The organism is Butyrivibrio sp. AE2005 (assembly GCF_000686965.1).
Taxonomy (GTDB): Bacteria; Bacillota; Clostridia; order Lachnospirales; family Lachnospiraceae; genus Butyrivibrio; species Butyrivibrio hungatei_A.
Map to the genome: position 1 here is coordinate 25,281 of NZ_JMMD01000010.1, position 26,019 is coordinate 51,299.

22 protein-coding genes are annotated in these 26,019 nt (G+C 42.0%); 18 read left to right on the forward strand and 4 right to left on the reverse strand.

The annotated features are described in order from the left end of the window. Positions 1 to 303 precede the first annotated feature (303 nt). From DL92_RS0108745 to DL92_RS0108785, 9 genes are all read left to right on the forward strand, one after another. On the forward strand, positions 304 to 1,251 hold the full coding sequence (locus DL92_RS0108745; protein WP_026655908.1) for an ABC transporter substrate-binding protein: 948 nt from the start codon (positions 304 to 306) through the stop codon (positions 1,249 to 1,251). 55 nt (positions 1,252 to 1,306) lie between these two features. Then, complete coding sequence (locus DL92_RS0108750; protein WP_026655907.1) at positions 1,307 to 2,068, forward strand: ABC transporter permease; 762 nt, start codon at positions 1,307 to 1,309, stop codon at positions 2,066 to 2,068. Continuing rightward, positions 2,068 to 2,841, forward strand: coding sequence for an ABC transporter ATP-binding protein (locus tag DL92_RS0108755; protein ID WP_026655906.1), 774 nt, complete (start codon positions 2,068 to 2,070; stop codon positions 2,839 to 2,841). The genes DL92_RS0108750 and DL92_RS0108755 overlap by 1 nt, the downstream gene beginning before the upstream one ends. Before the next feature lie 12 nt (positions 2,842 to 2,853). Continuing rightward, a complete protein-coding gene (gene cooS, locus DL92_RS0108760; RefSeq protein WP_026667435.1) occupies positions 2,854 to 4,947 on the forward strand; it encodes an anaerobic carbon-monoxide dehydrogenase catalytic subunit in 2,094 nt (697 codons plus the stop codon). 234 nt (positions 4,948 to 5,181) lie between these two features. Next, positions 5,182 to 6,072 carry a transporter substrate-binding domain-containing protein gene (locus DL92_RS0108765; protein WP_026667436.1) on the forward strand — a complete coding sequence of 297 codons (891 nt, stop codon included), beginning with the start codon at positions 5,182 to 5,184 and terminating at the stop codon, positions 6,070 to 6,072. Between the two features lie 6 nt (positions 6,073 to 6,078). After that, positions 6,079 to 6,789, forward strand: coding sequence for an amino acid ABC transporter permease (locus DL92_RS0108770; protein WP_026655904.1), 711 nt, complete (start codon positions 6,079 to 6,081; stop codon positions 6,787 to 6,789). A gap of 11 nt (positions 6,790 to 6,800) precedes the next feature. Further along, positions 6,801 to 7,514, forward strand: a complete 714-nt coding sequence (locus DL92_RS0108775) for an ABC transporter permease subunit (protein ID WP_026667437.1) — start codon at positions 6,801 to 6,803, stop codon at positions 7,512 to 7,514. A 68-nt stretch (positions 7,515 to 7,582) separates the two neighbouring features. Next, positions 7,583 to 8,335 (forward strand): amino acid ABC transporter ATP-binding protein, encoded by a 753-nt coding sequence (locus DL92_RS0108780; protein WP_026655902.1) that lies wholly within the window; start codon positions 7,583 to 7,585, stop codon positions 8,333 to 8,335. Between the two features lie 79 nt (positions 8,336 to 8,414). Next, positions 8,415 to 9,311: a LysR family transcriptional regulator gene (locus DL92_RS0108785; RefSeq protein WP_026667438.1), complete on the forward strand. Its 897-nt coding sequence runs from the start codon at positions 8,415 to 8,417 to the stop codon at positions 9,309 to 9,311. 106 nt (positions 9,312 to 9,417) lie between these two features. Here DL92_RS0108785 and DL92_RS0108790 read toward each other — a convergent pair whose 3' ends face one another. The 3 genes from DL92_RS0108790 to DL92_RS0108800 all read right to left on the reverse strand — a co-directional run bounded on the left by DL92_RS0108790 (position 9,418) and on the right by DL92_RS0108800 (position 12,332). Beyond that, a complete protein-coding gene (locus DL92_RS0108790) occupies positions 9,418 to 10,080 on the reverse strand; it encodes a methionine ABC transporter permease (RefSeq protein ID WP_330365417.1) in 663 nt (220 codons plus the stop codon). Next, a complete protein-coding gene (locus DL92_RS0108795) occupies positions 10,080 to 11,051 on the reverse strand; it encodes a methionine ABC transporter ATP-binding protein (RefSeq protein ID WP_026667440.1) in 972 nt (323 codons plus the stop codon). The genes DL92_RS0108790 and DL92_RS0108795 overlap by 1 nt, the downstream gene beginning before the upstream one ends. 357 nt (positions 11,052 to 11,408) lie before the next feature. Then, on the reverse strand, positions 11,409 to 12,332 hold the full coding sequence (locus DL92_RS0108800; protein WP_026667441.1) for a MetQ/NlpA family ABC transporter substrate-binding protein: 924 nt from the start codon (positions 12,330 to 12,332) through the stop codon (positions 11,409 to 11,411). Between the two features lie 657 nt (positions 12,333 to 12,989). On the opposite strand from DL92_RS0108800, the gene DL92_RS0108805 reads away from it, so the two are divergent. Both DL92_RS0108805 and DL92_RS20215 read left to right on the forward strand, forming a co-directional pair. Then, on the forward strand, positions 12,990 to 14,054 hold the full coding sequence (locus DL92_RS0108805; protein WP_242845844.1) for an FAD:protein FMN transferase: 1,065 nt from the start codon (positions 12,990 to 12,992) through the stop codon (positions 14,052 to 14,054). A gap of 76 nt (positions 14,055 to 14,130) precedes the next feature. Next, a complete protein-coding gene (locus tag DL92_RS20215) occupies positions 14,131 to 15,084 on the forward strand; it encodes a CPBP family intramembrane glutamic endopeptidase (RefSeq protein WP_051625276.1) in 954 nt (317 codons plus the stop codon). A 38-nt stretch (positions 15,085 to 15,122) separates the two neighbouring features. On the opposite strand, the gene DL92_RS0108815 is transcribed toward DL92_RS20215, so the two are convergent. After that, positions 15,123 to 16,217: a pyridoxal phosphate-dependent aminotransferase gene (locus DL92_RS0108815; protein WP_034468830.1), complete on the reverse strand. Its 1,095-nt coding sequence runs from the start codon at positions 16,215 to 16,217 to the stop codon at positions 15,123 to 15,125. Positions 16,218 to 16,293: 76 nt separating this feature from the next. Between DL92_RS0108815 and cobT the strand changes: the two genes are divergently transcribed. The 7 genes from cobT to DL92_RS18785 all read left to right on the forward strand — a co-directional run bounded on the left by cobT (position 16,294) and on the right by DL92_RS18785 (position 26,014). Continuing rightward, positions 16,294 to 17,433 carry a nicotinate-nucleotide--dimethylbenzimidazole phosphoribosyltransferase gene (gene cobT / locus DL92_RS0108820; protein ID WP_034468831.1) on the forward strand — a complete coding sequence of 380 codons (1,140 nt, stop codon included), beginning with the start codon at positions 16,294 to 16,296 and terminating at the stop codon, positions 17,431 to 17,433. Positions 17,434 to 17,435: 2 nt separating this feature from the next. Further along, positions 17,436 to 18,458: a bifunctional adenosylcobinamide kinase/adenosylcobinamide-phosphate guanylyltransferase gene (locus DL92_RS20220; protein WP_051625277.1), complete on the forward strand. Its 1,023-nt coding sequence runs from the start codon at positions 17,436 to 17,438 to the stop codon at positions 18,456 to 18,458. Beyond that, entirely contained in the window at positions 18,455 to 19,273 is an 819-nt protein-coding gene (locus tag DL92_RS0108830) for an adenosylcobinamide-GDP ribazoletransferase (RefSeq protein WP_026667444.1), read from the forward strand. Before DL92_RS20220 ends, DL92_RS0108830 begins: the two co-directional genes overlap by 4 nt. Positions 19,274 to 19,442: 169 nt before the next feature. Next, positions 19,443 to 21,746 (forward strand): putative bifunctional diguanylate cyclase/phosphodiesterase, encoded by a 2,304-nt coding sequence (locus DL92_RS0108835; protein ID WP_026667445.1) that lies wholly within the window; start codon positions 19,443 to 19,445, stop codon positions 21,744 to 21,746. Positions 21,747 to 21,753: 7 nt separating this feature from the next. Beyond that, a complete protein-coding gene (gene cbiB / locus DL92_RS0108840; RefSeq protein ID WP_242845845.1) occupies positions 21,754 to 22,821 on the forward strand; it encodes an adenosylcobinamide-phosphate synthase CbiB in 1,068 nt (355 codons plus the stop codon). 75 nt (positions 22,822 to 22,896) lie between these two features. Then, positions 22,897 to 24,507 carry a spermidine synthase gene (locus tag DL92_RS0108845; protein WP_026667447.1) on the forward strand — a complete coding sequence of 537 codons (1,611 nt, stop codon included), beginning with the start codon at positions 22,897 to 22,899 and terminating at the stop codon, positions 24,505 to 24,507. Positions 24,508 to 24,577: 70 nt separating this feature from the next. Beyond that, positions 24,578 to 26,014, forward strand: a complete 1,437-nt coding sequence (locus tag DL92_RS18785; RefSeq protein ID WP_026667448.1) for an MBOAT family O-acyltransferase — start codon at positions 24,578 to 24,580, stop codon at positions 26,012 to 26,014. Positions 26,015 to 26,019 lie beyond the last annotated feature (5 nt).

Consider the following 26,019-nt stretch of genomic DNA (forward strand, 5'->3'; position numbering starts at 1 on the left):
TGTTCTCCCAATAATCGATTATTTTAAAAAATGCTTTTTATCTGCATTGGTTATATTTTATTGGGAATCCAAAAGAATTATAATATATCATTTGCACAATCCGGACACTATATTTTTTCCGTATTGGAAAATTCATATAATAAAGAACCTATGGGACAGCAGTGCTTGGGAATAAGCAAAGTTTATACTTCACTATAAGTGTTTCTTAATTTTCACTTATATTTGCGTGTGATATTATTCAATATAATAAAATTACCTATTGACCTAGTGGGTGAAAAGACATTATAGTGGAGGATAGTTATTATGAAAAAACAATTATTACTGACAATACTGATTGGAGCAGTGCTGACGCTGGCAGGATGCGGAAGTTCCAATGGCGCAAGTGCCAAAGCAGCAGGCAGTGCCAATGCCGGAGAAACCGTGAAGATAGCATATCTTCCCATAACACATTCACTCGCTGTATTGGAGGAGGCTGAGGAGCTTGCAAATAATGAAAAAGTGAATGTTGAGCTTGTTAAGTACGGTTCCTGGCCGGAACTGCTGGATGCTCTTAATTCGGGAAATGTAGACGGAGCATCGGTTCTTATAGAGCTTGCAATGAAGTCAAAAGCTGAGGGCGTAGGAATAAAAGCTGTTGCACTGGGACATAAGGACGGAAATGTTCTCATCGTTTCAAATGATGTTAAAGACGGCGCCGATCTTAAAGGAAGAACAATAGCTATTCCTCATCGTCAGTCATCGCATAACATCCTGGTAAATGATGCACTTGCAAAGAATGGACTTACGATCGATGACATAAATGTCGTGGAACTCGCACCTACAGAGATGCCTTCGGCACTTGTCACAGGAACAATAGACGGTTATTGCGTTGCAGAGCCTTTCGGTGCGGTAGGTGTTTCTACGGGAAAAGGAAAAGTTCTGTATACCTCCGAAGAATTGTGGGAGGATTCGGTTTGCTGCGCACTTGTTTTGACAGATGATTTTATAGACAAGCATGCGGACACAGCCAAGGCATTTGTCGAGGGATACAAAACAGCGGGAAATAATCTTGATGCTGAAACAGCCCAAACTGTTGCAGAAAAGTACCTGAAGCAGAAAGATGATGTACTTGAAACATCTTTGAAATGGATTTCTTATGATGATCTGGATATCACAGAGGAGCAATATAACAAGCTGACCGAGAAGGTTAAAGAATATGGGCTTTCAGACAATCCACCCGCATATGCTGATTTTGTAAAGACTGATTTTTGATCTAATTACTTATTATTTTCTACATTTGATGACAGTAATAAATTAAGGGGACATGATGAAAAAAATACTCTCTCTAAAATACGTTATCGTATCAATACTTATCTTACTTGGAATCTGGCAGTTGGCATTTATGATAAGCGACTATAGCCCGGCGTTGTTTCCGTCTCCTTTAATGGCAATCGAAGCTCTTTTTGAGATGATTGCAGACGGCACGCTATTTGCGTCAATAGGCGCAAGTATGTACAGATTTGTAATTGGATACGGATTATCGGTTCTGATAGCAGTCTTTCTGGGGCTTATCCTCGGAAGTCTTCCTAAGGTGTTTAAATATGTGAATCCTTCACTGCAGCTGCTAAGACCGATATCACCGACAGCGTGGATGCCTTTTGTTGTGCTCCTGTTTGGAATAGGGGATCTTCCTGCCATTGTCATCATTTTTATAGCAGCTTTTTTCCCCGTACTGCTGTCTACAGTATCAGCGGTAAGTAAGATCGATGATATGTATTTCAGAGTTGCAGATAATTTCGGAATAAAGCAGCCTCAGCTTATGTGGAAAGTTATCCTTCCTGCGGCGTTCCCTCAGATCGCCAATGCCGTTCATCTTGCTCTCGGAAGCGCATGGATATTCCTTGTTGCGGGTGAGATGGTAGGAGCACAGTCGGGACTTGGCTTCCAGATTATTGATGCGAGAAACAATATCAGAGCGGATATTCTTTTGGCAACAATACTTGTGATCGGACTTATAGGACTATTGCTTGATTTCCTTATCGGATTGTTGGAAAAAAGAATTCTTAAGGCCTGGGGAGGAGAGCAGTAATGTCATATATTCATATAGAAAATGCAGGAAAAACCTTCATACAAAATGGCACGCAGTTCACAGCTTTGTCGGATGTAAATCTCGATATTGAAAAAGGTGAGTTTATCTGCCTCCTGGGACCGTCGGGATGCGGAAAAAGTACTCTTTTAAATGCTATTGCAGGCTTTGATCCGGTAAATCTAGGAAGCGTTAAGATTGACGGAAACGAGGTAAAGGCGCCAAGCACAAAGAATGTAACTATCTTCCAGAACTATGGTCTTCTTCCGTGGCGCACTGTTATCAAGAACGTAGAGCTTGGTCTCGAATCAAAAGGTATTGAGAAAGATAAGAGAAAAGAGATTGCAAAAGAGTATCTTAAACTGGTTAAGCTTGAGAATTTTGCAAATAGCTTTCCGGGGCAGCTTTCAGGCGGAATGAAACAGAGAGTTGCAATAGCAAGGGCGCTTGCGGTAGAACCCGATATTATTTTTATGGATGAGCCTTTCGGAGCACTTGATGCGATTACCAGAATGAAGCTTCAGGATGATATTTTGGATATCTGCAAAAAGCAAAAGAAAACAATAATCTTTGTAACTCATGACATAGAAGAAGCTGTTTATCTGGCGGACAGGATTGTTGTAATGACACCCAACCCCGGCAAAGTAAAAGGTGTTATAACAGTTCCGATTCACCATTTCAGAGATAGGACAAGCGGAGACTTTTTGCTTATAAGAGACAAGATCTTCGATCTGCTTCAGATGAAGATAGAGGAAGATATTGAATATACGATTTAAGGTAGGGGAAAAATGAGTCACACACATTCACATGAACATCATTACCATCATGGCAAAAACGGATTAGAGAATATTCATTCACACAGAAATCTGATCGGTTTTGATGAGCACGGTATTCCGACAGTTACACTTAAGGCAAGCGACCACGGCGGAGAGAGCAGTCCCGAGGACTTTACTAAAGATTATATGAACGCTGTTGCGGAATACAGAAAGACATTTCCGTCAAAGCAGGACGTAATCGATAATACACCCGATCCGGCCGTAAGAGAGATGATCCTTAGAATGGAGCAGATTGGAATAGATACGGCTTTTGACAGGTTTGATGCTCAGAAGCCTCAGTGTGCGTTCGGACTTAGCGGAACATGTTGTAAGATCTGCAACATGGGACCTTGTCATATTACAGCGAAGGCGCAGAGAGGTGTCTGCGGTGCGGATGCGGATCTGATAGTTGCAAGAAATCTTTTGCGTTCGGCAGCTTCAGGTGCGGCTCAGCACGGTATGCATGCTCGTGAGGTAATGCTTACACTCAAGAAAGTGGCTGAGGGCGAACTTGATATCCCTATCCTTGGCGAGCAAAAGATAAGGAGCACGGCGGAAGCTTTTGGAATAAAGCAAAAGAACAGACAGCTTAAGAATGTTGCAAAAGATCTTGCGGATGCTTTGCTTGAAGATATGTCCAGAAGTGTCCCCGATGATTATAAGACAATCAAAGCCTGCGCGCTTCCCGAGAGGCAAAAGGTATGGGAAGAGTTAGATATTCTTCCTATCAGTGCATATCACGAGGTCTTTGAAGCATACCATAAGTCGGGATGCGCAACGGACGGCGACTGGAAGAGCATCATGCAGCAGTTCCTTCGCTGCGGTCTTGCATTTACTTTTTCCGGCGTTGTCGGAGCGGGAATTGCGACCGACGCACTGTTTGGTGTCGGCGACAGAGTTACGTCCAAGGTCAATATCGGTGCGCTTGAGAAAGGCTATGTGAATGTTGCGGTACACGGACATCTGCCAACACTTGTAAGCCAGATTGTTGCGGCAGGAAAAAGAGAAGATTTGATAGAGCTTGCCAAATCCAAAGGCGCAAAGGGTATTCGCTTCTATGGTATCTGCTGTTCGGGACTTTCCGCGATGTACAGAGACAGTGGTGTTATTCCGCTTTCAAATGCGGTTTCGGCGGAACTTGTACTTGCTACCGGAGCGCTTGATCTGTGGGTTGCGGATGTTCAGGACGTATTTCCTTCAATCATGGATGTTGCAAAGTGCTTTAAGACTGTTGTGGTTACAACGAGCGATTCTGCGCGCCTTCCCGGTGCCGAGAGATATGAATACGATCATCATCACAGCAATATAGGTCAGACCAAGGAACTTGCAGAGAAGATAGTACGGCGCGCGATCGAGAGTTTTGAGATCAGAAAGGGAATGCCTGTCTACATTCCTCCGTATGAGGTTGAGGCAGAAGTCGGATTCTCTGTTGAGTATGTTCACAAGAGATTCGGAAGCATGAAGCCTCTTGCTGAAGCAATTAAATCGGGACAGATTCTCGGTGTTGTAAATATGGTCGGATGTAATAATCCTAAGGTCCTTTATGAGAAGTGCATTATTGATGTGGCCGATGAACTTCTTAAGAACAACGTTCTTATTATCACCAACGGATGCGCATCGTTCCCTCTTATGAAACTAGGATATTGTGCGGTTTCGGGAAAAGAAAAGGCAGGAGAATCCTTAAGAGAATTCCTTGAACCCGACCTTCCGCCCGTATGGCATGTCGGAGAGTGTATCGATAATACACGTTCTACAGGTATATTTGCGGGAATTGCAGGTGTGCTTGGAAAGAACCTCTATGAGCTTCCGTTTGCATTCTCATCTCCCGAGTGGGGCAATGAAAAGGGAATCGACGCAGCGTTAGGTTTCAGACTAAACGGTATAAGTTCGTATCATTGCGTTGAAGCACCTATTTTCGGATCCAAAAATGTAATTGAGTTCTTGAAACATGGTACAAAGGAACTCCTTGGTTCAACAATGAACGTAAACACAGATCCAGTCGCACTTGCAAAACAGATCGTGCAGGATATGAAAGACAAGAGAGCAGCCCTTGGTTGGGATAAATAAAGAAGTAACATTCCGATAATAACTTTTAGTTATAGCCTCCCTAAAGTTTAGCGTAATTGTGCTAATAGGGAGGCTATTGTATATTAAGTTCAACAAAAGCGAATACATAAAGCAAACTCATTTGTTTACTGACCGGACAACCGGAGGTTAGTGGTTCGTCACCATTAGGCGGACCAGTAATCTCCGGTTTTCTCATGTGAACTTTTGATTTCAGGTTAGCTAGAGGAGACGATTATGAAAAAAAGAACAATTAAAAATATTCTGTTATCGGGAGTGCTTGTAGGCGCAATGATGTTATCTGCAGTAGGATGCGGAAAGGCATCACAGGGAGCTGATACTGAAGTAAAGGCAGCAGAAGATAATATAGAAGGCGAAGCACAGAGCGAAGGAAGCGGGCAGGTGCAGAAGATAGTTATAGGATCGGGAACCAATTACAATCCTTACTGCTATATAGATGAAAACGGAGATGCTGTTGGTTATGAGTATGACGTACTAAAGGAAATCGACGAGCTACTTCCTCAGTATGAATTTGAGTATCAGTCAATGGCATTCGATCAGCTGGTTCTTTCACTTGAATCAGGAAAGATTGATCTTGCAGCACATCAGTATGAGTACACACCTGAGAGGGAAGAGAAATATCTTTTCTCAGGAGAGTCTTACACATCATATATCACTTACCTTGCAGTTCTTATAGATGATAACGCTAAAAGCCTTGAAGACCTTGCAGGTGAGAAGATCAGAACCGGTGGTTCAACAAGTGCCACAACTCAGATCCTTACAAAGTGGAACGAGGAGCATCCGAGGCAGGAAGTTGTTCTTGTAACCTCAGAGGGTAGCTCAGATGAAGAAGCAGCTGCTGCACTTAAGTCAGGAGCAGCAAGAGCATCCGTACTTAAGAAGAGCGATGTTATCAAGATGAATACTAACTTCAGCGATGACGGAAAAGAATGGCTTAAGTCTGTAGGCGAACCCATCAACAATTCAAAGACTTATTATCTGTATCGCAAGGATGAGACAGAACTTAGAGATGCGGTAGACGGAGCTCTTAAGACACTTAAGGAAAACGGAAAGCTTTCTGAGCTTGCAATTAAGTGGGTTGGATACGACGTTACAGAAGAGGAATAAATAGATATGGGAAATTATTTTAGTATTGAAAGATTTATACATGTCTTTCCTAAAGTGATTTCAAGTTTACCTGTTAATCTTCACATTGTTTTTTGGTCAATGCTTCTTGGCACTTTACTGGCCGTATTTGTAGCAGTGCTTAGATTACATAGAGTACCTGTGGTAAGCGGTTTACTGGGATTGTATATATCCTTTATGAGGGGTACGCCGCTCCTGGTGCAGATGATGATCGCGTTTTACGGAATCCCAATAGTACTCGGCACAGTATTTTTAAATCTTTTCGGGATCAATCTAAACAGACTTGAACCCGTGATATTTGTAGAAATAGCGATTATTCTGAATGAGGGGGCTTTCCTTGGAGAGATATTTAGAGGAGCCATAACATCTGTACCTGCGGTTCAGTCGGAAGCAGGATATTCTATAGGAATGACGGGGGCACAAACCTTTGTAAGGATTGTGCTCCCGCAAGCTTTTAAGGTGGCAATTCCGCATTATGGCGTTGACCTCATAGGAGTTTTTCAGAATACATCACTTGTATTTATGCTTGGAGTCGTAGATCTTTTGGGAAGAGCTAAGACAATTGGTGCGGCGTCCGGCCACACTATTGAAGGGTATGTTGCGGCAGCACTTATATATATTGCGTTTAGCTTACTGTTAAAAGGAGCTTTTCTTCTAATAGAAAAGAAACTGAGCGGTGGAGAGGTTAAACTTGTTTAAGGAGTTGGGATATGAGTTTTAGTGTATCAAGTTTTTGGGAGTCTCTTGTGTCAGCACTAGCCTATGCTCCGGTAACCATCAAACTTACTGCGATCACCTTTGTTGTAAGTCTGGTTCTTGGAACAATCATAGCGACGATAAGGTATTACAAGGTACCTGTTCTTTCACAGATCTTTGCGGTGTTTGTGACTGTATATCTGGGACTACCCACTATGGTGGCAATTCTTTTGTATAACATCATATTTATGACATGTTATGCAGATGTGGCAAATGTACTTCACGTTACAGTGCCCATCAGCGAAGTTGATCCGATCATAATAGGTTATTTTGTACTTATCCTTGGGACAAGCTGTTCTGTAAGTGAGAGCGTAAGAGGTGCTTTCAGAGGAATAGACAAGGTGCAATTTGAAGCGGGCTACAGTATAGGTCTTGGCAAGTTCAAGACACTTACAAGAGTTATCTATCCTCAAATGGTGCCAATATTACTTCCGGGTTTACAGAATTCTCTGATAGGACTATTGAAGGCATCCAATCTTGTGAGCGCTATCTCAGTCATTGAGATCATGACAGGAGCTCTTTTGCCAAGCCTTTTGTACTACAGTTATCTTGAAGGATATGTGGCAGCAGCGCTTGTATACTGGCTTATAGGAATCGGTATAGAGGTGATAGGATACTTGTCTGAGAAAAACAGCGGAAAATATTTAAAGCAAGTGGCGACAGGCTGAAAACATAGGAAATATGAGCATATTAATGCACACAATGACATTGTGTTTGGAACAGAGGAGGCGCGGCGATGATAGAACTTACAGGTGTAAAAAAATCCTTTGGGAAACAGGAAGTTCTTAAGGATGTTTCGATAAAAGTAGATGACGGAGAAGTGGTAGTAATACTGGGGCCAAGCGGCTCCGGAAAGACTACGCTTCTTCGGAGTATAAATTTTCTTGAGAAGGCCGACAGCGGAACCATGAAGTTTTCCGATAAGATCATAAATTTTAAGAACCCCAAGAAAAAAGATATTCTGTACATGAGAAGACATACAGGCTTTGTGTTCCAGAACTACGGACTGTTTGCTCACAAGACGGTTCTTCAGAATGTAATGGAAGGACTTGTTCAGGTTCAGAAAAAGAGTAAGCACGAAGCGCAGCAGATTGCAGAGGAAGTCCTTCAAAATGTTGGGATGCTTGAAAAGAAAGATTCTTATCCATCACAGCTATCCGGCGGACAGCAGCAGAGAGTAGGAATAGCAAGGGCTGTGGCTCTAAAGCCTGAAGTGATCCTTTTTGATGAGCCCACATCTGCCCTTGATCCTGAGCTTGTGGGAGAAACCTTGGAAGTAATAAAGAAGGTTGCAAAGACGGGAATTACCATGATCGTAGTGACCCATGAGATGTCTTTTGCCGAGGATGTGGCTGACAGGGTTATCTTTATGGATGGCGGAGTTGTAGTGGAAGAAGGAAAGCCCGGAGAAATATTCTATAAACCAAAGGAAGAGCGTACAAGGCAGTTCCTTTCAAGGATCATCCCTCAGGATGCATATGTGATCTGACAGGGACAGAGTATAAAATATGTACTAAATATATGGCAATGTGTTATTATGTATAAAAATTTATTTGGAGATTATACATATGACAATTTTGCAGCTTAAATATGTGATTGCGATTGATGAGGAATGCTCAATGAGAAAGGCGGCTGACAGGCTTTATGTGTCACAGCCGGGGCTTTCGAGTGCGGTCAGAGATCTTGAAAACGAGCTCGGAATCCAGATATTCCAGCGAGTACATAACGGCGTTGTGACAACTGTTGCAGGCGGCGCGTTTATTGCTTATGCAAGAAGCGCGGTTGAGCAGTTTGAGAAGATTGAGGACAAGTACATCAATGCCAAGGTTGATAAGCCCACATTCTCAGTATCGATGCAACATTATACAGTGGCTGTAAATGCATTTATTGATACAGTTAAAGAATATGATCTTGAAGAGTACCAGTTCTCAATCAGAGAGACTCAGACAAGTGAAGTCATAGACGACCTTAAGAGCCTTAGAAGTGAAGTCGGAGTTATTGCGCTCAGCGAATTTAACAGAAACATGTTCAAAAAGATTTTTGCGGACGCTTCTCTTGAGTTCCATGAGCTCTTTACAAGAGAGACTTACGTATATCTTAGAAAGGATCACCCTCTTGCAGACAGAGAAGAAATTTCGCTTGAAGATCTGCAGGATTATCCGTGCATGGTATTCGATCAGGGCGACAACACATCCTTCTATTACAGAGAGGAAGCGCTTGCAACCTATGATTATAAAAAGGTCATAAGCACAAACGAAAGAGCAACATCCGTAGAGCTTATGCTCGGTCTTAACGGCTACGCTGTAGGTGCGGCAATGCTCGGCGAGAGTCTTAGCACTTCCGAGATTCATAACATCAAACTCAAGGAAGAAGAGACATTAACGCTTGGCTATATCATTCGAAAAGGCAGTGACCTCAGCGATATGGCTCAGACCTTTATTGAGAAACTTAAACAATATAATTAAAACAAGAGAAGGCGGTACATGTTGATGATTCATCATGTGTCGCCTTTTTCTCGAATAAGAAGCGTATTTAACCCATCAATATCTTTAGCTGAATTTAATCTGTGATTTAGCTCATTTTTTTGTACATGTAATTACCAAGCATCTGAATGAACTGAACAAATGCTATAAGTACAACTGAACAAACGACAAGATATTCTGTCTTGTACTGCTGGTAGCCGTAGCGGATTGCGATGTCGCCGATACCGCCGCCTCCGACAGTTCCTGCCATTGCGGAGTAGCCGATAAGTGAGATGACAAGAAGTATCACACCGTTTAGCATTCTCGGAATAGATTCTTTTACATAGACACGCATCAGAATCTGGAAGTTTGAAGCTCCGAAAGATCTTGCGGCTTCAATGACTCCGGGATTGGTCTCACGAAGGCTTGTCTCAAACACTCTTGCGATATAGGGAATTGCCGATACCGTAAGAGGCACGATAGAAGCTGTTGTTCCGATAGATTTTCCGACAACCGCTCTTGTAAAAGGGATAAGTATTACAAGAAGGATGATGAACGGAAAGCTTCTGAATACGTTTACCAGAAAGCTAAGAATCTCATAAACGATTTTGTTTGGCTTAAGTCCGTCAGGAGCTGTAAGCGTCAGTATTATGGCGGGAATAAATCCTATTATCACTGAAAAAAGTGTTGACCAGAATACCATGTATAAAGTTTGTTTAAAGGCAGTCATTATAACAGAGCTCATGCCTGCATCAGATAAGATTCCCGACATTATTTGATTACCTCCCAGGTTACGTTTTTGCTGTCAAGAAAAGCGCATGCTTTCTCAAGATCTTTTTCATCCATATTAAGGACGAGGCTTCCGTAGACGTCCTCTCTGAAGTCTTCAAGCTTGGCCCAACAAATGTTGAAGTTTGTTTGAAGCTCCCTTGCCATCTCGGTTACGATAGGGCGCTGATTGCCTTCGCCGAAGAAAAAGAGCTTCAAATTGACTCCCGTTGAGGGAAGCTTGTCACTTTCTTCGCGGAGGAACTCACGCATTTCCTGTTCCTTGGGCCATACAAAGAGCTGTTCAGGTTTACCTATTGCAATCACTTTGCCGCCGCTAAGAAATGCAACCTTCTGGCAGATCTGCTTAACGACTTCCATCTGATGAGTGACGATTATGATGGTAATGCCCATTTCTTTATTGATCTTTTGTAAAAGAGCTAAGATACCCTTTGTAATCTCGGGATCGAGTGCGCTTGTTGCTTCATCGCACAAAAGAAAATCGGGATCGAGCGCAAGTGCCCTTGCTATTGCGACACGCTGCTTCTGACCGCCTGAGAGTTCCTTTGGCTTTGAATGTACTTTTTCTTCAAGGCCGACGAGTTTTATAAGATTAAGGATTTTTTCTTTTGCTTCCGGAGTGTTTGTGGGAATTCCCCAGAATTTCATGGGAAGAGCAATGTTGTGATATACGTCGAGCCTTTCAAGTAGGTTAAAGCCCTGAAATATCATGCCCATTCTCTTTTGAAGATTTCGAAGAACTTTTTTGTTCTTGATGTCGACGGTTACATCGTCAACAACGATCGCACCTTCATCATAAGATTCAAGGCCGTTTATGCAACGAAGAAGAGTGGATTTACCGGCACCGCTTTGTCCGATGATTCCGAATATCTCACCTTTTTCGATGTCGATATTTACTCCTTTAAGTACCTCGGTTTTGTTGAAAGTTTTTTTGACATTTTTAATTTGTATCATAGATAGTAAGACCACCTGTCTTATTATATTAGGAAAATTATATAAGCGTTCCCGGCGCTAATCTATTATTACATTACTGCTTTTAAATATCAAATATGACACGTCACTGGCAAGGAGACGTGTCATATTTTTTGTAGTATGTAATATGAAAGGTAGGATTTGTATGATATGGGGGCGGAAAGTCAAAAAGCGTACATGCTTGCATGTTAAGCTTTTTGACCTAACGGCCCTAACAAACATGAGGAATTAGCAATTTACGTAGTAAATTAGCGTTTTCCGAATGTTTGTAGAAGTGCGAGAGTTTCGAAGAAACGGAGCACTTCGTATATCATTTACGTTATTGGCTTTTAAAATGGTTTACTGTGGATCAATAAATGAAGGAATTACTGCTCCCTTGTATGTCTCTTCAATATATGATTTAACTTCGTCGGACTTAAGTGCTGCAACAAGAGCTTTAATCTTCTCTGACTCCTGATTTCCGTCCTTAACTACAAGGAAGTTAGTTCTCTTTACTGTTGTCTCATCGTCAAATTCCTCGATATCAAGTGCGGGATGCTTAGCCGGAAGGTCTGCTTCAAGTGCATAGTTTCCGTTGATCGCTGCTGCATCAAGATCGGGAAGTGAAAGAGGAAGGTTAGCTGCCTCAAGAGGAGTGATCTTATATCCGTGAGGGTTAGCGTCCTTATCTTTTGAAAGAGAATCCTCTGTGTAGCTTGCATCTTCACCAAAAGCACCCTTTGATGTAAGAAGTCCCTTCTGAACAAGAAGGTCAAGTGCTCTTGCACCGTTGTCGGGATCGTTTGGAATACCGATCTCTGCACCGTCGGGAATCTCATCAATCTTAGTATATTTCTCTGAGTAGATACCCATCGGCTCGATGTGGATGCCTGCTACTGCTGTAAGGTGAAGACCTGCGTCTTTGTTCTGCTGGTCAAGATATCCAAGTGTCTGGAAGTAGTTGGCGTCAATCTCGCCTGCTTCAAGTGATGTGTTGGGAAGTACATAATCCTGGAAGACAACTGTCTCAAGTGTCCATCCGTCTTTTGCAAGAACTTCCTTTACGATATTATCAAGAATCTCAGCGTGAGGAACGGGTGTTGCTCCTACAGTGATCTTCTTGTCTGTGTCAGATGCTGAATCAGCTTTTGCTTCAGCCTGTGTAGCTTCTTCTGTTGCAGGAGCCTCTGTAGTCTGTGACTCTGCTTTTGATCCGCAGCCAGTAAGTGCTCCGAAAGCAAGTGCTGCTGACAATACCAAACTTGTAATTACTCTCTTTTTCATAATGCTTCATTTCCTCCTCGATACCATTTTAAACAATGGCTTAATTCATACCGATGCTGCAAGACACTAGTACGCTATACAGTGTGCTGTATGATCAAGATTCAAGTCTGCAGCAATTTCCTTGAGCGGTATGAATGCATTATACAAGATAAAAACTCGATTTGGGAAATAAATAAAATTTATCAGCAGTGAAAAGGGAAAATTATATGAGGATTATTGCCTTTATTGCTTCATATGTGCTGCGGGTAATATGGTTAAAATTTAACTTTACGTGCAGGTAAGATGTTGATTGTATGACCTAAATGAAGAATTATGCTGTTTTGGGTCATACAATTCATGAAGAAAAGTAGTGAACAGAGGGTAAGAGTATGACCTAAATGAAGGATTATGCTGTTTTGGGTCATACAATTCGTGAATAGAAGTAGCGAACAGAGGGTAAGATTATGACCTAAACAAAAGTTTTTTCAGCTTTAGGCCATAAAATCCATGGAAGGCGTTTGGCAAGGTTTCCGCTACCGCGCACAATGACAGTTTATTTTGCGGATAATGTTGATTGAAAGTTATCGCTACGGTATTTGAATTTGACTGAGATGACAAGATTATTTATGATGTTAACACTAAGCAAGAATAATCATAAGAATGGTCGGAAGGATGAGATTGAATACAACAAAGAAAATGATCGTAAAAACTGTAGCGACAGTCTGTGCGGCTTCGCTTTTTATTGTGGGGTGCGGCGCAAAGAATAAAGAAAATACATCAACGATCTTTGCGATGGATACCGTGATGCAGCTTGAGATAGAGGGAGACGACAAGCTCCTTGCGGAAGCGGAGAAAAAAATCAGAGATATAGAAGGTACACTTTCCGTGACGGATGAGGACAGTGAAATAGGGAAGATTAACAGTGATAAAAACGGAAAGCTGTCTGAAGACGGAACTAAGATCCTTCAGGAAGCGCTTAAGATATGTGAAGCTACAGAAGGAAGTCTTGATATATCGGTTTATCCGGTTCTTAAGACATGGGGATTTACTACGGGCGAGTTCAGGGTGCCTTCGGATGATGAACTGAAAGCCCTTGTTTCAAATGTAGGTTATGACAGGATTGATGTGGAATACGCAGGCGATAAAGAGTGCAATGTAAAATTAGAAGACAACATGCAGATTGATCTTGGAAGTGTGGTTAAGGGCTATACGGGATCATATCTTGCGGAATTTTTCAGGGAAAAAGGAGTGACATCGGGGCTTATAAATCTTGGAGGCAATGTTGAGTGCATTGGGACAAAGCCTGACGGAGGGCTGTGGCGTGTTGCGATCAAGAGCCCGTTTGAAGACAGCAAGAGCGGAGTGCTTGGTGTTATAGAGACAAGCGATATGGCCGTTATAACTTCCGGAGGATATGAGAGATTTTTTGAAGAAAACGGAGAGAAATACTGGCATATTCTTGATCCCAAGACAGGGAAGCCTGCAAAGAGCGGTCTTGCTTCGGTTACTGTTGTGGGAAGGAACGGAACTGTATGCGACGGCCTTTCAACAGCTCTTTTTGTAATGGGAGAAGAAAGAGCCGAGAAATTTTATAAGGAGTATTCGACAGGCGATAAGGGCATAGCGGCATTTGACCTTATCATGGTTACGGATGACAGAAAAGTATATGTCACAGAAGGCGTAAATACAATCTTTTCTCTGAGCCCCGAATACTCGGATATGGATATAAACGTTATAAGGTAAAATGTTATTGTTGACGCGCCTCTGCTATCATATTATGTTTATTTGGATGAAGAAAACAAAAAAATGGAGGGGCAACATGGAGAAGTTTAAGGCGTTATTCTATAAGATTCACAATGATTACTACAGATGGTATGATTTTCTGCTTATTCTGCCGGTGATATTCTTTGTTCTTTTGCTTGCGGGCGAGATTGCAGGACAATTATTATTCAACTTATTGATCATTCCCAATATGGGACTTGACGATCTGGCGTTTAATACAGCGGTTACGAGATATGGTCAGACTATCGGATCATGGATCGTACTTATTGTTTTTCTTTTGATAATAAAACCCGACAGACCTGTTCTTAAAACATTTTGGAAAAAATATAAAGGAAATACGGTACTGTTTTTTCTACTGGGACTTCTTGTAGGCGGCGGAATGAATGTCTTTTGTGCGATAGTAGCTATGCTCAACAAAGATATAGCCGTTTATTTCAACAGATTTCAGTTTTTCAAAGTATTTGTTGTGTTTGTGATGGTTTTTTTCCAATCAGGAAGCGAAGAAATTCTGTGCAGAGGATTTCTGTATCAGAGGCTTCGAAGGTCGTTTAGATCACCTTGGGTTGCCATTATAGGAAATGCGCTGGTTTTCGGTTCTCTGCATCTTCTTAATCCGGACGTATCGTTCCTTGGATTTTTGAATATTGTTTTGTTCGGTGTATTCATGGCTCTTATGATCTATTATTACGAGAGTATGTGGATGGCGATCGCGGTTCATACCGGATGGAACTACATGCAGAGTATAGTTTTGGGGCTTCCCAACAGCGGACTTGTCTTTGATTTTTCAATCTTTAAACTGGACGTAGCTTCCGCAACAAACAGCTTTGCATATAATGTTGGATTCGGAATTGAGGGAACAGTTCTTTCATCGGTTGTTCTCGCTGTCGGAATAGTTGTGATCGTTTTGCTTGGAAAAAAGAGAAAAGGCGATAACCTCTGGGTTGTCGGAGAGACTGTTTTTTCCAAGGTGAAAGAACAGATTGCCGAATGATAATATAATAAGATGCAGTGCCATAGCCTTGATAAAGGTTATGGCACTTTTTTCAGTGCGTCAATAAGCGCAATGTTTTCGGCATGATTTCTTACTGCGATGCGGAAATAGGAGTTGTCGAGGCCGCTGAAGTTTGCACAGTTACGTAAAAGGATTCCGTGCTCTATGGCAAGGCGGTCTGTAAGAGAACTTCCGACAAGATGTGATTTCGATGTGGTGAGCAATGTTAGCGGGAGTCTTGCCAGGATGAAGTTTGTATCGCTGCCGAAAACGGTAAAGCCAAGAGAACGGAGCTCTTTTGTGAGAAAAGCTCTTTCTTTTGCAACTAGTTCTATTGTTTCTTGTACGTATTTTTTTTCCGGTATGGACTCTTCCCCTGCAAGAAGTGCAAGGCTTGATATATTCCATTCCGGTTTAAGTGCGTTCAGCTCCGATAATATGCGCTGGTTTGAGCATATGCAGTAACCAAGCCTAAGTCCCGGGAGGCAATAAAGCTTGGTGAAAGCATCTATTATTATAAGATGAGGGTGGTCTTTTATAAGCGAGACCGCGCTTGTCTTTTTTTCATCGGGAACAAAGCCCATAAAGCATTCGTCAATAACAAGGTAGATGCCGAAGCTTTCACAGAAATCGGCGATCTTTTTTACAAAATCGCGGGAGATGAGTGCTCCGGTGGGATTGTTCGGATTGCAGATAAAGATTGCATCTACGGTACTTGCTCTTTTTACATCTGTAAAAAAATCTTCCGTGAGTCTGAAATCGTTATCGCTTCTTAGAATGTGTTCGGTTACACGGCAGTTTCTTGCTGTGAGAGCTTTTTTATACCCTGAAAAAGTTGGAGCGGGAATCATGGCACCACGCGGAATGATAGCCTGTGTAAGAAGCGTTATTATCTCAGAAGCACCGTTTCCAAGGACAAAGTATTCTTCCGGAAGGTTGTGATATGCGGACAACTTGGCAAGAAGTGCGCAGTCATTCATGTTGGGATATTTTTCCAAAAGGGATATGTTTTCAGCGATGTCGCGTCTGACTTTCTCAGGCATTCCGAGTGGATTGACGTTTACGCTGAAATCATATTTTATCTTATAGCTCTTATCATAAATTCCGCCGTGTTCATATGTGGTGTAGGTCATTTTCATTCCTCCAAGATTAAGTATAAAGGTTCTTTTGATACTTTTACAACATTACTTATGTGTGTAAAATAAACGTATGACAGGGAATACTGAGAAAATAATAAAAAAATACATAGAAGGTGTCGGAAGAGCTGACGCTGATGCGAAGATCAGGGCAAAAGAGTATGACGATGCGCTGATAAAGCCGCCTCGCAGCTTGGGAAAGCTTGAAGATATTGCGGTTAAGCTCGCAGGAATAACAGGACATGTTAAGAACAGGATCGGATGCAAAAAGATTCTGGTTTTTTGTGCCGACAACGGTGTAACGGCTGAAGGAGTCGCTTCTGCGCCCGTTTCCGTAACGGCAAGCCAGGCTGTCAACATGACTTCGGGAATAACGGGAATGTCTGCGCTTGCAAAGAATTTCGGCGCGGAAGTTGTGGTTGTTGACGTTGGGGTTGCGACTGAGTTTCCGCTTACATTTGATGGGAAAAAGGCACCTATAATAGATAAAAAGATCAGAAAAGGTACCGGAAATATCGTATGCGAGCCTGCTATGAGCATGGACGAGTGTTTGTGCGCCATATTGACGGGAATTGAGATCGCGGTTGGGAATGATGATGGCGCGGAGCCGGGCTATATCGATCTTGTCGGAATCGGTGAGATGGGAATAGGAAATACCACAACTTCGGCAGCAGTTCTTTCTGCAATCACGGGAGTTTGCAGCGACGGTCTTACGGGGCGAGGAGCGGGAATCTCCGATGAGGCATATGACAATAAAAAGAAAGTTATAAACAAGGCTCTTTCTTTGCATGGGCTTACGGATGCGGTCGATAAGTATGTCGATGATTTTGGGGCGGTTACGGATATTTTGTCCAAAGTAGGAGGACTTGATATCGCGGCTATGTGCGGAGCGTTTATCGGAGCAGCGTACTCGGGAAAAGGAGCCGTGATAGACGGATATATTTCGGCAGTGGCGGCTCTTCTTGCGGTAAAGCTGTGTCCTGCGGTGTCGGATTATCTTTTTCCCTCACATGTATCTACGGAACCTGGCTATATGCTTGCGATTAAAGAGCTGGGACTTAGGCCGTACCTTGACCTTAATATGGGGCTCGGAGAGGGAAGCGGATGCGTTCTTGCGTTTGGTGTTATCGAAGGCGCGTGCGCAATGATGAATGATATGGCCACATTTGAAGGCGGCGGAATTGACGATTCGTATCTGGAAGGAATCAGGTAAAGATGATAGTTCTCTTGACGGGAGGCTGTAAAAACGGCAAATCGAATACTGCTCAGGACATTGCCTGCGGTCTCAGGAAAAAGACCGGTGGAGGGCTTTACTACGTTGCGACTATGGAATCCACAGGTATAGAGGACGATGAGCGTATCAGAAAGCATGTGGAAAACAGAGCAGGGCTTGGCTTTGAGACTATAGAGATCGCAAGGGATATTAAGAGACTCAGCACGGAAAAAGAGAAGTTTCTTAAAATGGCGGATGAATGCAAAACAAATACATTTCTTGTGGACAGCCTGACAGCGCTTCTTGCAAATGAGATGTTTCGTGTGGACAAAGACGGAAATTTCACGGAGGATTCCTTTTCGGCAAAGAGGGTTTGCGATGATCTCAGTATCTTATGCAGGGAGAAGGATTATAATCTTATCTTTGTAAGTGACGGAATTTACAGCGATGCTGCGGTTTACGATATGAGCACAGAGGCATATCGTGAGGGACTGGCTCTTATTGAGAGAGAAGTTGCGGGATATGCGGATGAAGTTATTGAGATGTGCGCGGGAGAAGCTGTTTTGCATAAGTTTTTGCATAAGAAGGGAATTGTTGAAATGAGCAACAAGGATAATTGCGGAATTCTTGTAGTGGGCGGTGCAGGTCAGGGAAAGCTTGAATTTGCAAAGCTGCTTATCAGAGAAAGTGAAGATATCAGCGATAAAGATATTTATACCTTTGAACATAAAGAATGTGGCATGAATAAGAGCTTTGATGATATAGCCGAGGTTGTTCCCGGTGGCTGCAAGATCTATTACCATGCAGAGCGTCTTGTGCGCGGAACGGATGTAAGCATAGAGGAGCTTTCGGAGCTTTTTTCCAAAGATGCGATAGTTATATGTGAAGATATCACCTGCGGGATTGTTCCTGTGGATGACACAGACAGGAAATGGCGCGAAGATGCGGGAAGATTTATGCAGGCGCTTGCGAAGAACAGGGATGTTTACAGAGTAATCTGTGGAATAGGGGAAAAAATAGGATGAAAAGTTTATTCAGGTCTTTTGCCATAGCGTTTTCAATGTACTCCAAGATTCCGATGCCTCAGTTTACTTGGGAAAAAGAGGATATGAAGTACAGCATTGTCTTCTTTCCGTTTATCGGCGCTGTTTTGTTTGCGGTTATAGGCGGGATAAGGTGCCTTGGGGCGATCTTTGACATGGGAAGTATTCCCACGGGGCTTTTTATGATGGCGGCAATCGTGCTTGTCACAGGCGGAATTCACGTTGACGGGTACATGGATTGCAGCGATGCTTTCTCTTCCTATGCAGACAGGGAGAAAAAACTTGAGATCTTAAAGGATCCTCATATAGGTGCGTTTGCGGTTATCAGGGTGCTTGCGCTTTCAGCGGTTTATCTTGCAAGCATTGCTATTATTCTGGATAAAGAGATTCTTTCGGATGTGTCATTGTTTTTTTCGGGAGAAGCTTCGATTATCCTTGGGTTTGGATTTATCTTATCGAGGGCGCTAAGCGGAATATCTGTTGTGAGTTTTCCATGTGCAAAGAGTGAAGGAACTCTCTACAGCTTTGCTGAAGGTGCAGACAAGAAGAGATGTCTTTCCATATTGGTAAAAGAAGCGCTGGTGGTTTCGATAGCGATGATACTGGTAGGGGGTATTTGCGGAGTTTGCGCGGTCTGCGCGGCGCTTTTGGTATTTGCGTATTACAAATATAAGACCGGCAGAGAACTTGGCGGAATTACCGGTGATGCGGCGGGATGGTTTTTGTGTCTTGCCGAAACTGCAATTGCGGTAGCGATATGTGCATACGTGCTTTTGGGAGGATTTTTGGGAGTATAGAGTGATATTTGTATTTGATAAACGTAATTTTGTGAAAATATTTAATCTTTTTTTATATAAAACAGCAGAATAATTGCTTATAATATAGGCATACACCGAATATATGTGTCGTTTTTGTAAGTTGTGGAAATGAAAGCCTTTGAAGAGGACTTTGGAGGAGTGAGGCAGAATGATAAGAAGCGTATTTATCGTTATATTTGTCTTACTTATTGCCATATTAATGCTATGTGGTATTGCTTCATGGCGCTCTGAAAAGACTATAGGCAGATCTGTAGGTTTGTTCTGTTTTTCTCTTATTCCTCCGGTTCTCGGAAACATGATAATTGTCGGTGCAACCACTGAAAATATGGCTTCTGTCGGTTGCTATATTTACTACATCGGCATGAATCTTGTGATGTACACTTTGATAAATTTCACAAATGAATATTGTATCAGGCAAAATGATACGGACAAAAAAGCCGGAATTGTGCCTGATTGGATTAAATACATACTTGTAATAGATGCGGTACAGGTCTTTATGAACATAGTGTTTAAACACGCTTTTGTCTTGCAGGAAATTGAAGCGTACGGAAAGCCTTATTTTATTATGGAGGCATTACCAGGTCAGATTGTTCATAGAGTTGTTTGCTACGGCGCTATGGCTATGATAATGATAGTTTTTATCATCAGGAGCATACAGGCTTCAAGGCTCCACAGAGAGCGCTATATTGTTATACTCATCAGCATGATGATCGGAACTTTTTGGCAGACATACTATATCTTTTCCCGGACTCCGATCGACAGATCTATGATAGGATTTGCTGTATTAGGATTTCTGATATTCTATTTTTCAATCCACTACAGACCGCTTCGCTTGCTGGACAGCATGCTTGCGGATATTGTAAATGATACGACGGTAGCGGTTTTTTTGTATGAACCTGAGGGAAAATGTATCTGGATAAATGAGTCTGCGAAAAAGCTTACAGGTATAAAAGGTAATGATCTTGAAGGTGCATCAATGGCGCTAAGAGATCTTATTGGTGAAACGGCCAATATTTTGGAGATGAATGAGACTGAGACTGAGATAATCCGGCAAATAAATGAAGACGAGTTGAGTTTTATGATAGCCAGAAACAGCTTTTTTGACGGAAGTGGGAAAAAACTGGGATCATATGTGAGGGTCAGAGATATAACGGAAGAGAAACAACGCATCGAGGCAGAGATGTTCGCTTCCAATCATGATGAGCTTACCGGCCTGTACAACAAGGAATATACATACAAGAAGATTTCAGATCAGCTTAAACAACATGCACTTAATGATTACTATATTGTACGAATTAATGTGTGCGATTTTAAGGTGTTCAATGATGTTTTTGGAAAAGCATTCGGTGATGCGGCTCTTAAGCAGGTTGCTGACTGGATAAGGAAGTATTCGGATGAAAGATGTATATACGGTCGTATAAGTGGAGACAGCTTTGGATCTTGTCTTCCAAAGAGTGAGTTTATAGAGGAAGTGCTTGAGAGTGATCTGGCGCGTTTTACCGTACGTCTTGGGGATATTGAACAGAATCTTATGGTACATCTGGGATTTTGCGAGATAGGCGATGACGATCAGGATGTATCTGTTTTGTTTGACAGAGCAAGTGTGGCTCTTGATTCAATAAAGGATGATTATAAAAAACATGTTGTATTTTTTGACAGGAAGATCAGGGATAGGATGGTCTGGAATCAGGAAATATCTGCCCAGCTTGATGATGCCATAGCGCAGGAACAGATAGTTCCTTATCTGCAGCCTATAGCAGACAATACAGGCAAAATTGTCGGAGCGGAAGCGCTTGCCAGATGGATCCATCCGCTTCATGGATTTATGTCCCCTGCAGATTTTATTCCTCTGTTCGAAGAAAACGGTATCATCGTGGATCTGGACAAACATATCTGGAAATTGGCTTGTCGGATATTGAAGGGATGGAAAGAAAAATATCCCGATCTTTTTATTTCCGTTAATGTATCTCCGAAAGACTTCTATCTGACGGATGTTCTTTCGGATATAGTAGGTTTCGTCAAGGAATATGAGATAGAGCCCAAGAGTCTTCGCATTGAGGTCACAGAGAGCAGTATGATGAGAGATACCGACGACAGGATGAGGACTCTTGAAGAATTCAGAAAACAGGGATTCATTGTTGAGATGGATGATTTCGGAAGCGGTTATTCATCACTTAATATGCTCAAGGATATGCCTGTGGATGTGCTTAAGATTGACATGAAGTTCCTTGGAAAATCAAGCGATGAACAACGTGCGGATATAGTTATAAAGAATGTTATCAGACTTTCGGAAGATCTTAGTATTGTTTCACTTGCCGAAGGCGTGGAAACTAAGGAAGTATTTAATCAGCTGAACAATCTTGGGTGCAATCTTTTCCAAGGGTATTATTTCTCAAAACCTGTGCCGCTTAATGAATTTGAGGCTATGCTGAGTGAAAAGAAGATGATATGATGCAGATATGATGGAATTTTGGGCGGAGTATCGTAAGTACATATCTGTTGCAATTTTAGCAGGGGTCATAATCGACATTATTGTCGGAGACCCTGCTTTTTTGCTGCATCCTGTGCAGATTATTGGAAAGCTGATAGAAATCTTGGAGAAACTTTTGCGCGGGAAAAAAGTGACCGAAACAGGCGAAGATGCCGGGGAAAGCGGTAAAGTAGGTAGCGGTTTAAAAGATTTTGTGCTTGGCGTGATAGAGGTTATGGTTGTTGTAGCGGTTACGGGCGGTGTTTCTTTTGGAATCTGCTACCTTGCATACAGGATAAATACATATCTTTTGCTTGCGGTAATGAGTGTGATGTGCTGGCAGTGCATCGCGGCAAGGAGTCTTCGCGATGCGGCAATTGCGGTATATGTTCCGCTTTCAAAGGGGGATGTCGAAGGCGCAAGAAAAGCGGTATCGATGATTGTCGGAAGAGATACGCAGAGCCTTGATGATAAAGGGATTGCAAAGGCTGCGGTTGAGACTGTTGCGGAGAATACGAATGACGGCGTTATCTGTCCTCTTTTTTACCAGATGCTTGGAGGACCTGTACTTTCTTATGTGTATAAAGCGGTAAGTACGATGGATTCAATGATTGGGTACAAGAATGACAGATATATGTATTTCGGAAGAGCTGCGGCTAAGACAGATGACGTGTTTGCTTATGTACCTGCAAGACTCAGCGCTGTCTTTATGATTGCGGGAACCGCTCTTTTGGAAGTGTGCGGAGCATTGTTTGGAAAAAATAATTCATTTAATTACAGTACAAAGAATGCAGCCGGGATTTTTGTAAGAGACAGGTATAATCATGCCAGTCCCAATTCGGCGCAGTGTGAGAGCGTATGCGCGGGTGCTCTTGGGCTTAAACTTGCGGGACCTGCGAGTTATTTCGGTAAACTTCATGACAAGAAGTTTATAGGAGATGAGCACAGACCGATTGAGTCTGAAGACATAAAACGCAGCATACTTCTTATGAATATGACGACAGCTCTTTTTGTAATAATTTATGTTGTCATATATATTTTCGTGAAGCTGCGATAATGGTATACTCCAATACGGATGATAATTTACGAAAATGACGTATTTTATACAAAACAGAAAAATGGATGTAAGAAAATGGATAAAAAATCAATCTTAAACAACAAAATGTTTTTGTACATGACAGAGTTTTTTGCGGGAATGTCTGTTATGGCGGTCGAGCTTGGAGCCAGCAGACTTCTTGCTCCTTATTTTAGTTCTTCACAGATTGTGTGGACTATCATAATCGGAACCATAATGATAGCCATGGCGCTTGGAAATATCTACGGCGGCAAGGCAGCAGACAAAGACCCCGATCCGGGAAAACTTTATAAGAGAATTCTTATTGCAGCTATCTGGATCGCTGCGATTCCCGTTCTCGGTAAATACATAATAATTGCAATTTCTGCGGCGGTTATATTTGCGGTTAACAGTAATTTCCTTGTAATAGCGGCATTCGCGACATGTATGATCGTGTTCGTGTTCCCTCTTTTTCTTCTGGGAACAGTAACACCTTCACTTGCCAAGTATACGACGGAGTCACTTGATGACAACGGCAAGATAATCGGAACTCTCGGGGCATTTAACACAGTCGGAAGCATTATAGGCACTTTTGTACCAACATTCGTTACGATCCCTGCGGTAGGAACGACCATAACATTTCTTATCTTTGCGGGAATATTGATTGCGCTTTGCATCGCTTTTTTTGTCAGTACGGGTAAAAAAGTGACTGTAAAAGCGGTGTCGGGACTTATCATTTTTATAGTATGCTGTTTTTTCGGGCACAGCACCTCATTTGCTTTTTGGGAAAATGACCTGACTTATGAGGGTGAGTCTGTTTATAACTATCTTCAGGTAAAAGAAGATCCGTACAGCGTGATCTTGTCGACAAACGTTTTGTTCGGAGTTCAGTCTATCCGCATCAAGAGCGGCGAGCTTACCGGAATGTACTATGATTATGCGATGGCTGCGCCATATATGAGCGGTATAAAAGAAAAAGCCGAAGCAGGAGAAAATGCTGAAGTTCTGATTCTCGGAATGGGAACGGGAACATATGCGACTCAGGTACTTAAATACTTTGATAACGTGAATGTTGAAGGCGTTGAGATTGATGATAAGATCACGGATCTTGCGCATAAATATTTTGAACTTCCTGAAAAAGCCAAAGTTACGACATATGACGGAAGAGCTTATCTTGCGGCAATCGACAAGAAGTACGATGTCATTATGGTTGATGCATATCAGGATATTACTATTCCTTTTCAGATGTCATCGACTGAGTTTTTTAACATGGTAAAAGAGCACCTTAATCCGGGCGGAGTTATGGTCGTTAATATGAATATGTACAGCGATGATAACGAGTCTACAATTAACAGATATCTCGCAGATACCATTTCATCTGTGTTTGATAATGTTGTTACCGTAAAGGTTCAGAATTCTACAAATAAAGAGCTCTTTGCTACGGATAATGCGGAGTTTATGAATAGATTTGCCGAAAACAGTAAGCGTGAAGGCGATGAAAGGCTTCGTGAGATGATGGATATTGTTGAAGCAAACTGTGTTCCTTACGATGCGGGCAACAACATAATGACAGATGACAAGGCGCCTGTGGAGCTTCTAGGAATGAGGCAGATTGACTCGATAATTAAGGATGAAGTCAAGTATTATAAGGAAATATACAAGACTCAGGGACTTGATGGTCTGTTTTAAAAAAAGGTATGGCAAAAAATATGTGTTATCATTATAATGTTATTAATAACTTGAAAAGGTGATAACACAAATGCCTGTTTATACAAAATTATTTGTCGCTTTTTTTCTGGCAATATTCTTTATTAATTATATAAAACACTTATCGATAAGGCTTTCCAATGTATTGTTATTATTGGCAAGTCTTATTTTTTATGCGTGGAGCGGAGTTGTATTTGTTCCTGTGATAATAGGCTTTGGGCTTGTGACATACGCTTCAGGTTTTATAATAGAAAAACTTGGAGCGGATTCAAAATATGATTCTATAAGAAAAGCGGTCATGATTGTCTTTGTGGCTGTTGAACTGTTACCTATCTGCATTGTAAGAGTGTTTGGGGTAATATTTAGATATTCAAATCACAAAGAAATGCTGATTCCTCTTGGCCTTTCATTTTTTTCTCTACAGATCGTGACTTATACGGTGGGAGTTTATAAAAAGAAAATTCCCGCAGAAAAAGATATTTTGAATATTCTCTTGTTTGTCTGTTTTTTTCCATGTGTTTCCAGCGGCCCGATTCAAAGGGCAGAGAATCTTATTCCTCAGATAAAAAAAGAAAAAGCTTTTGATTATGAAAGAGCGGTTAGAGGTCTGATATTGATGGCCTGGGGCTTTATGAAAAAGCTGGTGCTTGCGGATAATCTGGCATTGTATATCGATTCCGTGAGGGGAGCCGAGGGCGAAAAATATGGAACGGCTCTTTTACTTACGGTAGTTCTATATTCATTCAGACTTTACTTTGATTTTTCGGGATACTCAGATATTGTTACAGGTTGTGCAAAGGCTATTGGATACGATCTTGGCAAAAACTTCGATCATCCTTATCTTTCGCATTCTGTTGGAGAGTTTTGGCGAAGATGGCATATATCACTTAGCAGCTGGCTAAGAGACTATGTTTACATACCGCTTGGAGGCAGCAGAACACAGGAGTGGAAGATTTACAGAAATCTCATTATAACTTTTGCGATAAGCGGAATTTGGCACGGAGCTGGAATTACATGGATCTTGTGGGGATTGTTTCATGGAATATGTCTATGCTTCGAGAGGGCATTTGGAAGTAAAAACAAAGAAAAGTCTGCATTTTCTGTAGTTACGACATTTATACTTGTGACTTTCGGATGGATTATTTTTTCCGTCGATACGCTTGGTGAGGCTGTAAGTATTATTGCATCATTTTCGCGTATTCCCAATGAGCTGTTCGGTGTTATGCCAAAGCTCTTGGGAAGCGGACTTACGATAGGCATGGCGTTAAGAGAACTGTTAATGGTTCCCGCGAGTTTTAGTATGTCGGTTATGCTTGCCGGAATCGTTATATATATGGTGATAAGCGTGATCACATATAAGAGACCGGGAATAGACATTCTCAGGGAAAAGAAATCCGTGGTGAGGTGGAGTGCATATTTTGCCCTGATCCTGATAATTCTTTTCCTTGGGCAGGCAGGTGTAGAAGAGTTTGTATATAACAGGTTTTAGGTGAT

What these genes read in the sequence shown, in the direction of transcription:
- DL92_RS0108835 (WP_026667445.1), top strand. Translation starts at nt 19,443, where the DNA reads ATGATAAGAAGCGTATTTATCGTTATATTTGTCTTACTTATTGCCATA.
- DL92_RS0108780 (WP_026655902.1), top strand. Translation starts at nt 7,583, where the DNA reads ATGATAGAACTTACAGGTGTAAAAAAATCCTTTGGGAAACAGGAAGTT.
- DL92_RS0108765 (WP_026667436.1), top strand. Translation starts at nt 5,182, where the DNA reads ATGAAAAAAAGAACAATTAAAAATATTCTGTTATCGGGAGTGCTTGTA.
- DL92_RS0108845 (WP_026667447.1), top strand. Translation starts at nt 22,897, where the DNA reads ATGGATAAAAAATCAATCTTAAACAACAAAATGTTTTTGTACATGACA.
- DL92_RS20220 (WP_051625277.1), top strand. Translation starts at nt 17,436, where the DNA reads ATGATAGTTCTCTTGACGGGAGGCTGTAAAAACGGCAAATCGAATACT.
- DL92_RS0108800 (WP_026667441.1), bottom strand. Translation starts at nt 12,332, where the DNA reads ATGAAAAAGAGAGTAATTACAAGTTTGGTATTGTCAGCAGCACTTGCT.
- DL92_RS0108815 (WP_034468830.1), bottom strand. Translation starts at nt 16,217, where the DNA reads ATGACCTACACCACATATGAACACGGCGGAATTTATGATAAGAGCTAT.
- DL92_RS0108755 (WP_026655906.1), top strand. Translation starts at nt 2,068, where the DNA reads ATGTCATATATTCATATAGAAAATGCAGGAAAAACCTTCATACAAAAT.
- DL92_RS0108785 (WP_026667438.1), top strand. Translation starts at nt 8,415, where the DNA reads ATGACAATTTTGCAGCTTAAATATGTGATTGCGATTGATGAGGAATGC.
- DL92_RS0108775 (WP_026667437.1), top strand. Translation starts at nt 6,801, where the DNA reads ATGAGTTTTAGTGTATCAAGTTTTTGGGAGTCTCTTGTGTCAGCACTA.
- DL92_RS0108795 (WP_026667440.1), bottom strand. Translation starts at nt 11,051, where the DNA reads ATGATACAAATTAAAAATGTCAAAAAAACTTTCAACAAAACCGAGGTA.
- cooS (WP_026667435.1), top strand. Translation starts at nt 2,854, where the DNA reads ATGAGTCACACACATTCACATGAACATCATTACCATCATGGCAAAAAC.
- DL92_RS18785 (WP_026667448.1), top strand. Translation starts at nt 24,578, where the DNA reads ATGCCTGTTTATACAAAATTATTTGTCGCTTTTTTTCTGGCAATATTC.
- DL92_RS0108745 (WP_026655908.1), top strand. Translation starts at nt 304, where the DNA reads ATGAAAAAACAATTATTACTGACAATACTGATTGGAGCAGTGCTGACG.
- cobT (WP_034468831.1), top strand. Translation starts at nt 16,294, where the DNA reads ATGACAGGGAATACTGAGAAAATAATAAAAAAATACATAGAAGGTGTC.
- DL92_RS0108830 (WP_026667444.1), top strand. Translation starts at nt 18,455, where the DNA reads ATGAAAAGTTTATTCAGGTCTTTTGCCATAGCGTTTTCAATGTACTCC.
- DL92_RS0108750 (WP_026655907.1), top strand. Translation starts at nt 1,307, where the DNA reads ATGAAAAAAATACTCTCTCTAAAATACGTTATCGTATCAATACTTATC.
- DL92_RS0108790 (WP_330365417.1), bottom strand. Translation starts at nt 10,080, where the DNA reads ATGTCGGGAATCTTATCTGATGCAGGCATGAGCTCTGTTATAATGACT.
- DL92_RS0108770 (WP_026655904.1), top strand. Translation starts at nt 6,079, where the DNA reads ATGGGAAATTATTTTAGTATTGAAAGATTTATACATGTCTTTCCTAAA.
- cbiB (WP_242845845.1), top strand. Translation starts at nt 21,754, where the DNA reads ATGATGGAATTTTGGGCGGAGTATCGTAAGTACATATCTGTTGCAATT.
- DL92_RS20215 (WP_051625276.1), top strand. Translation starts at nt 14,131, where the DNA reads ATGGAGAAGTTTAAGGCGTTATTCTATAAGATTCACAATGATTACTAC.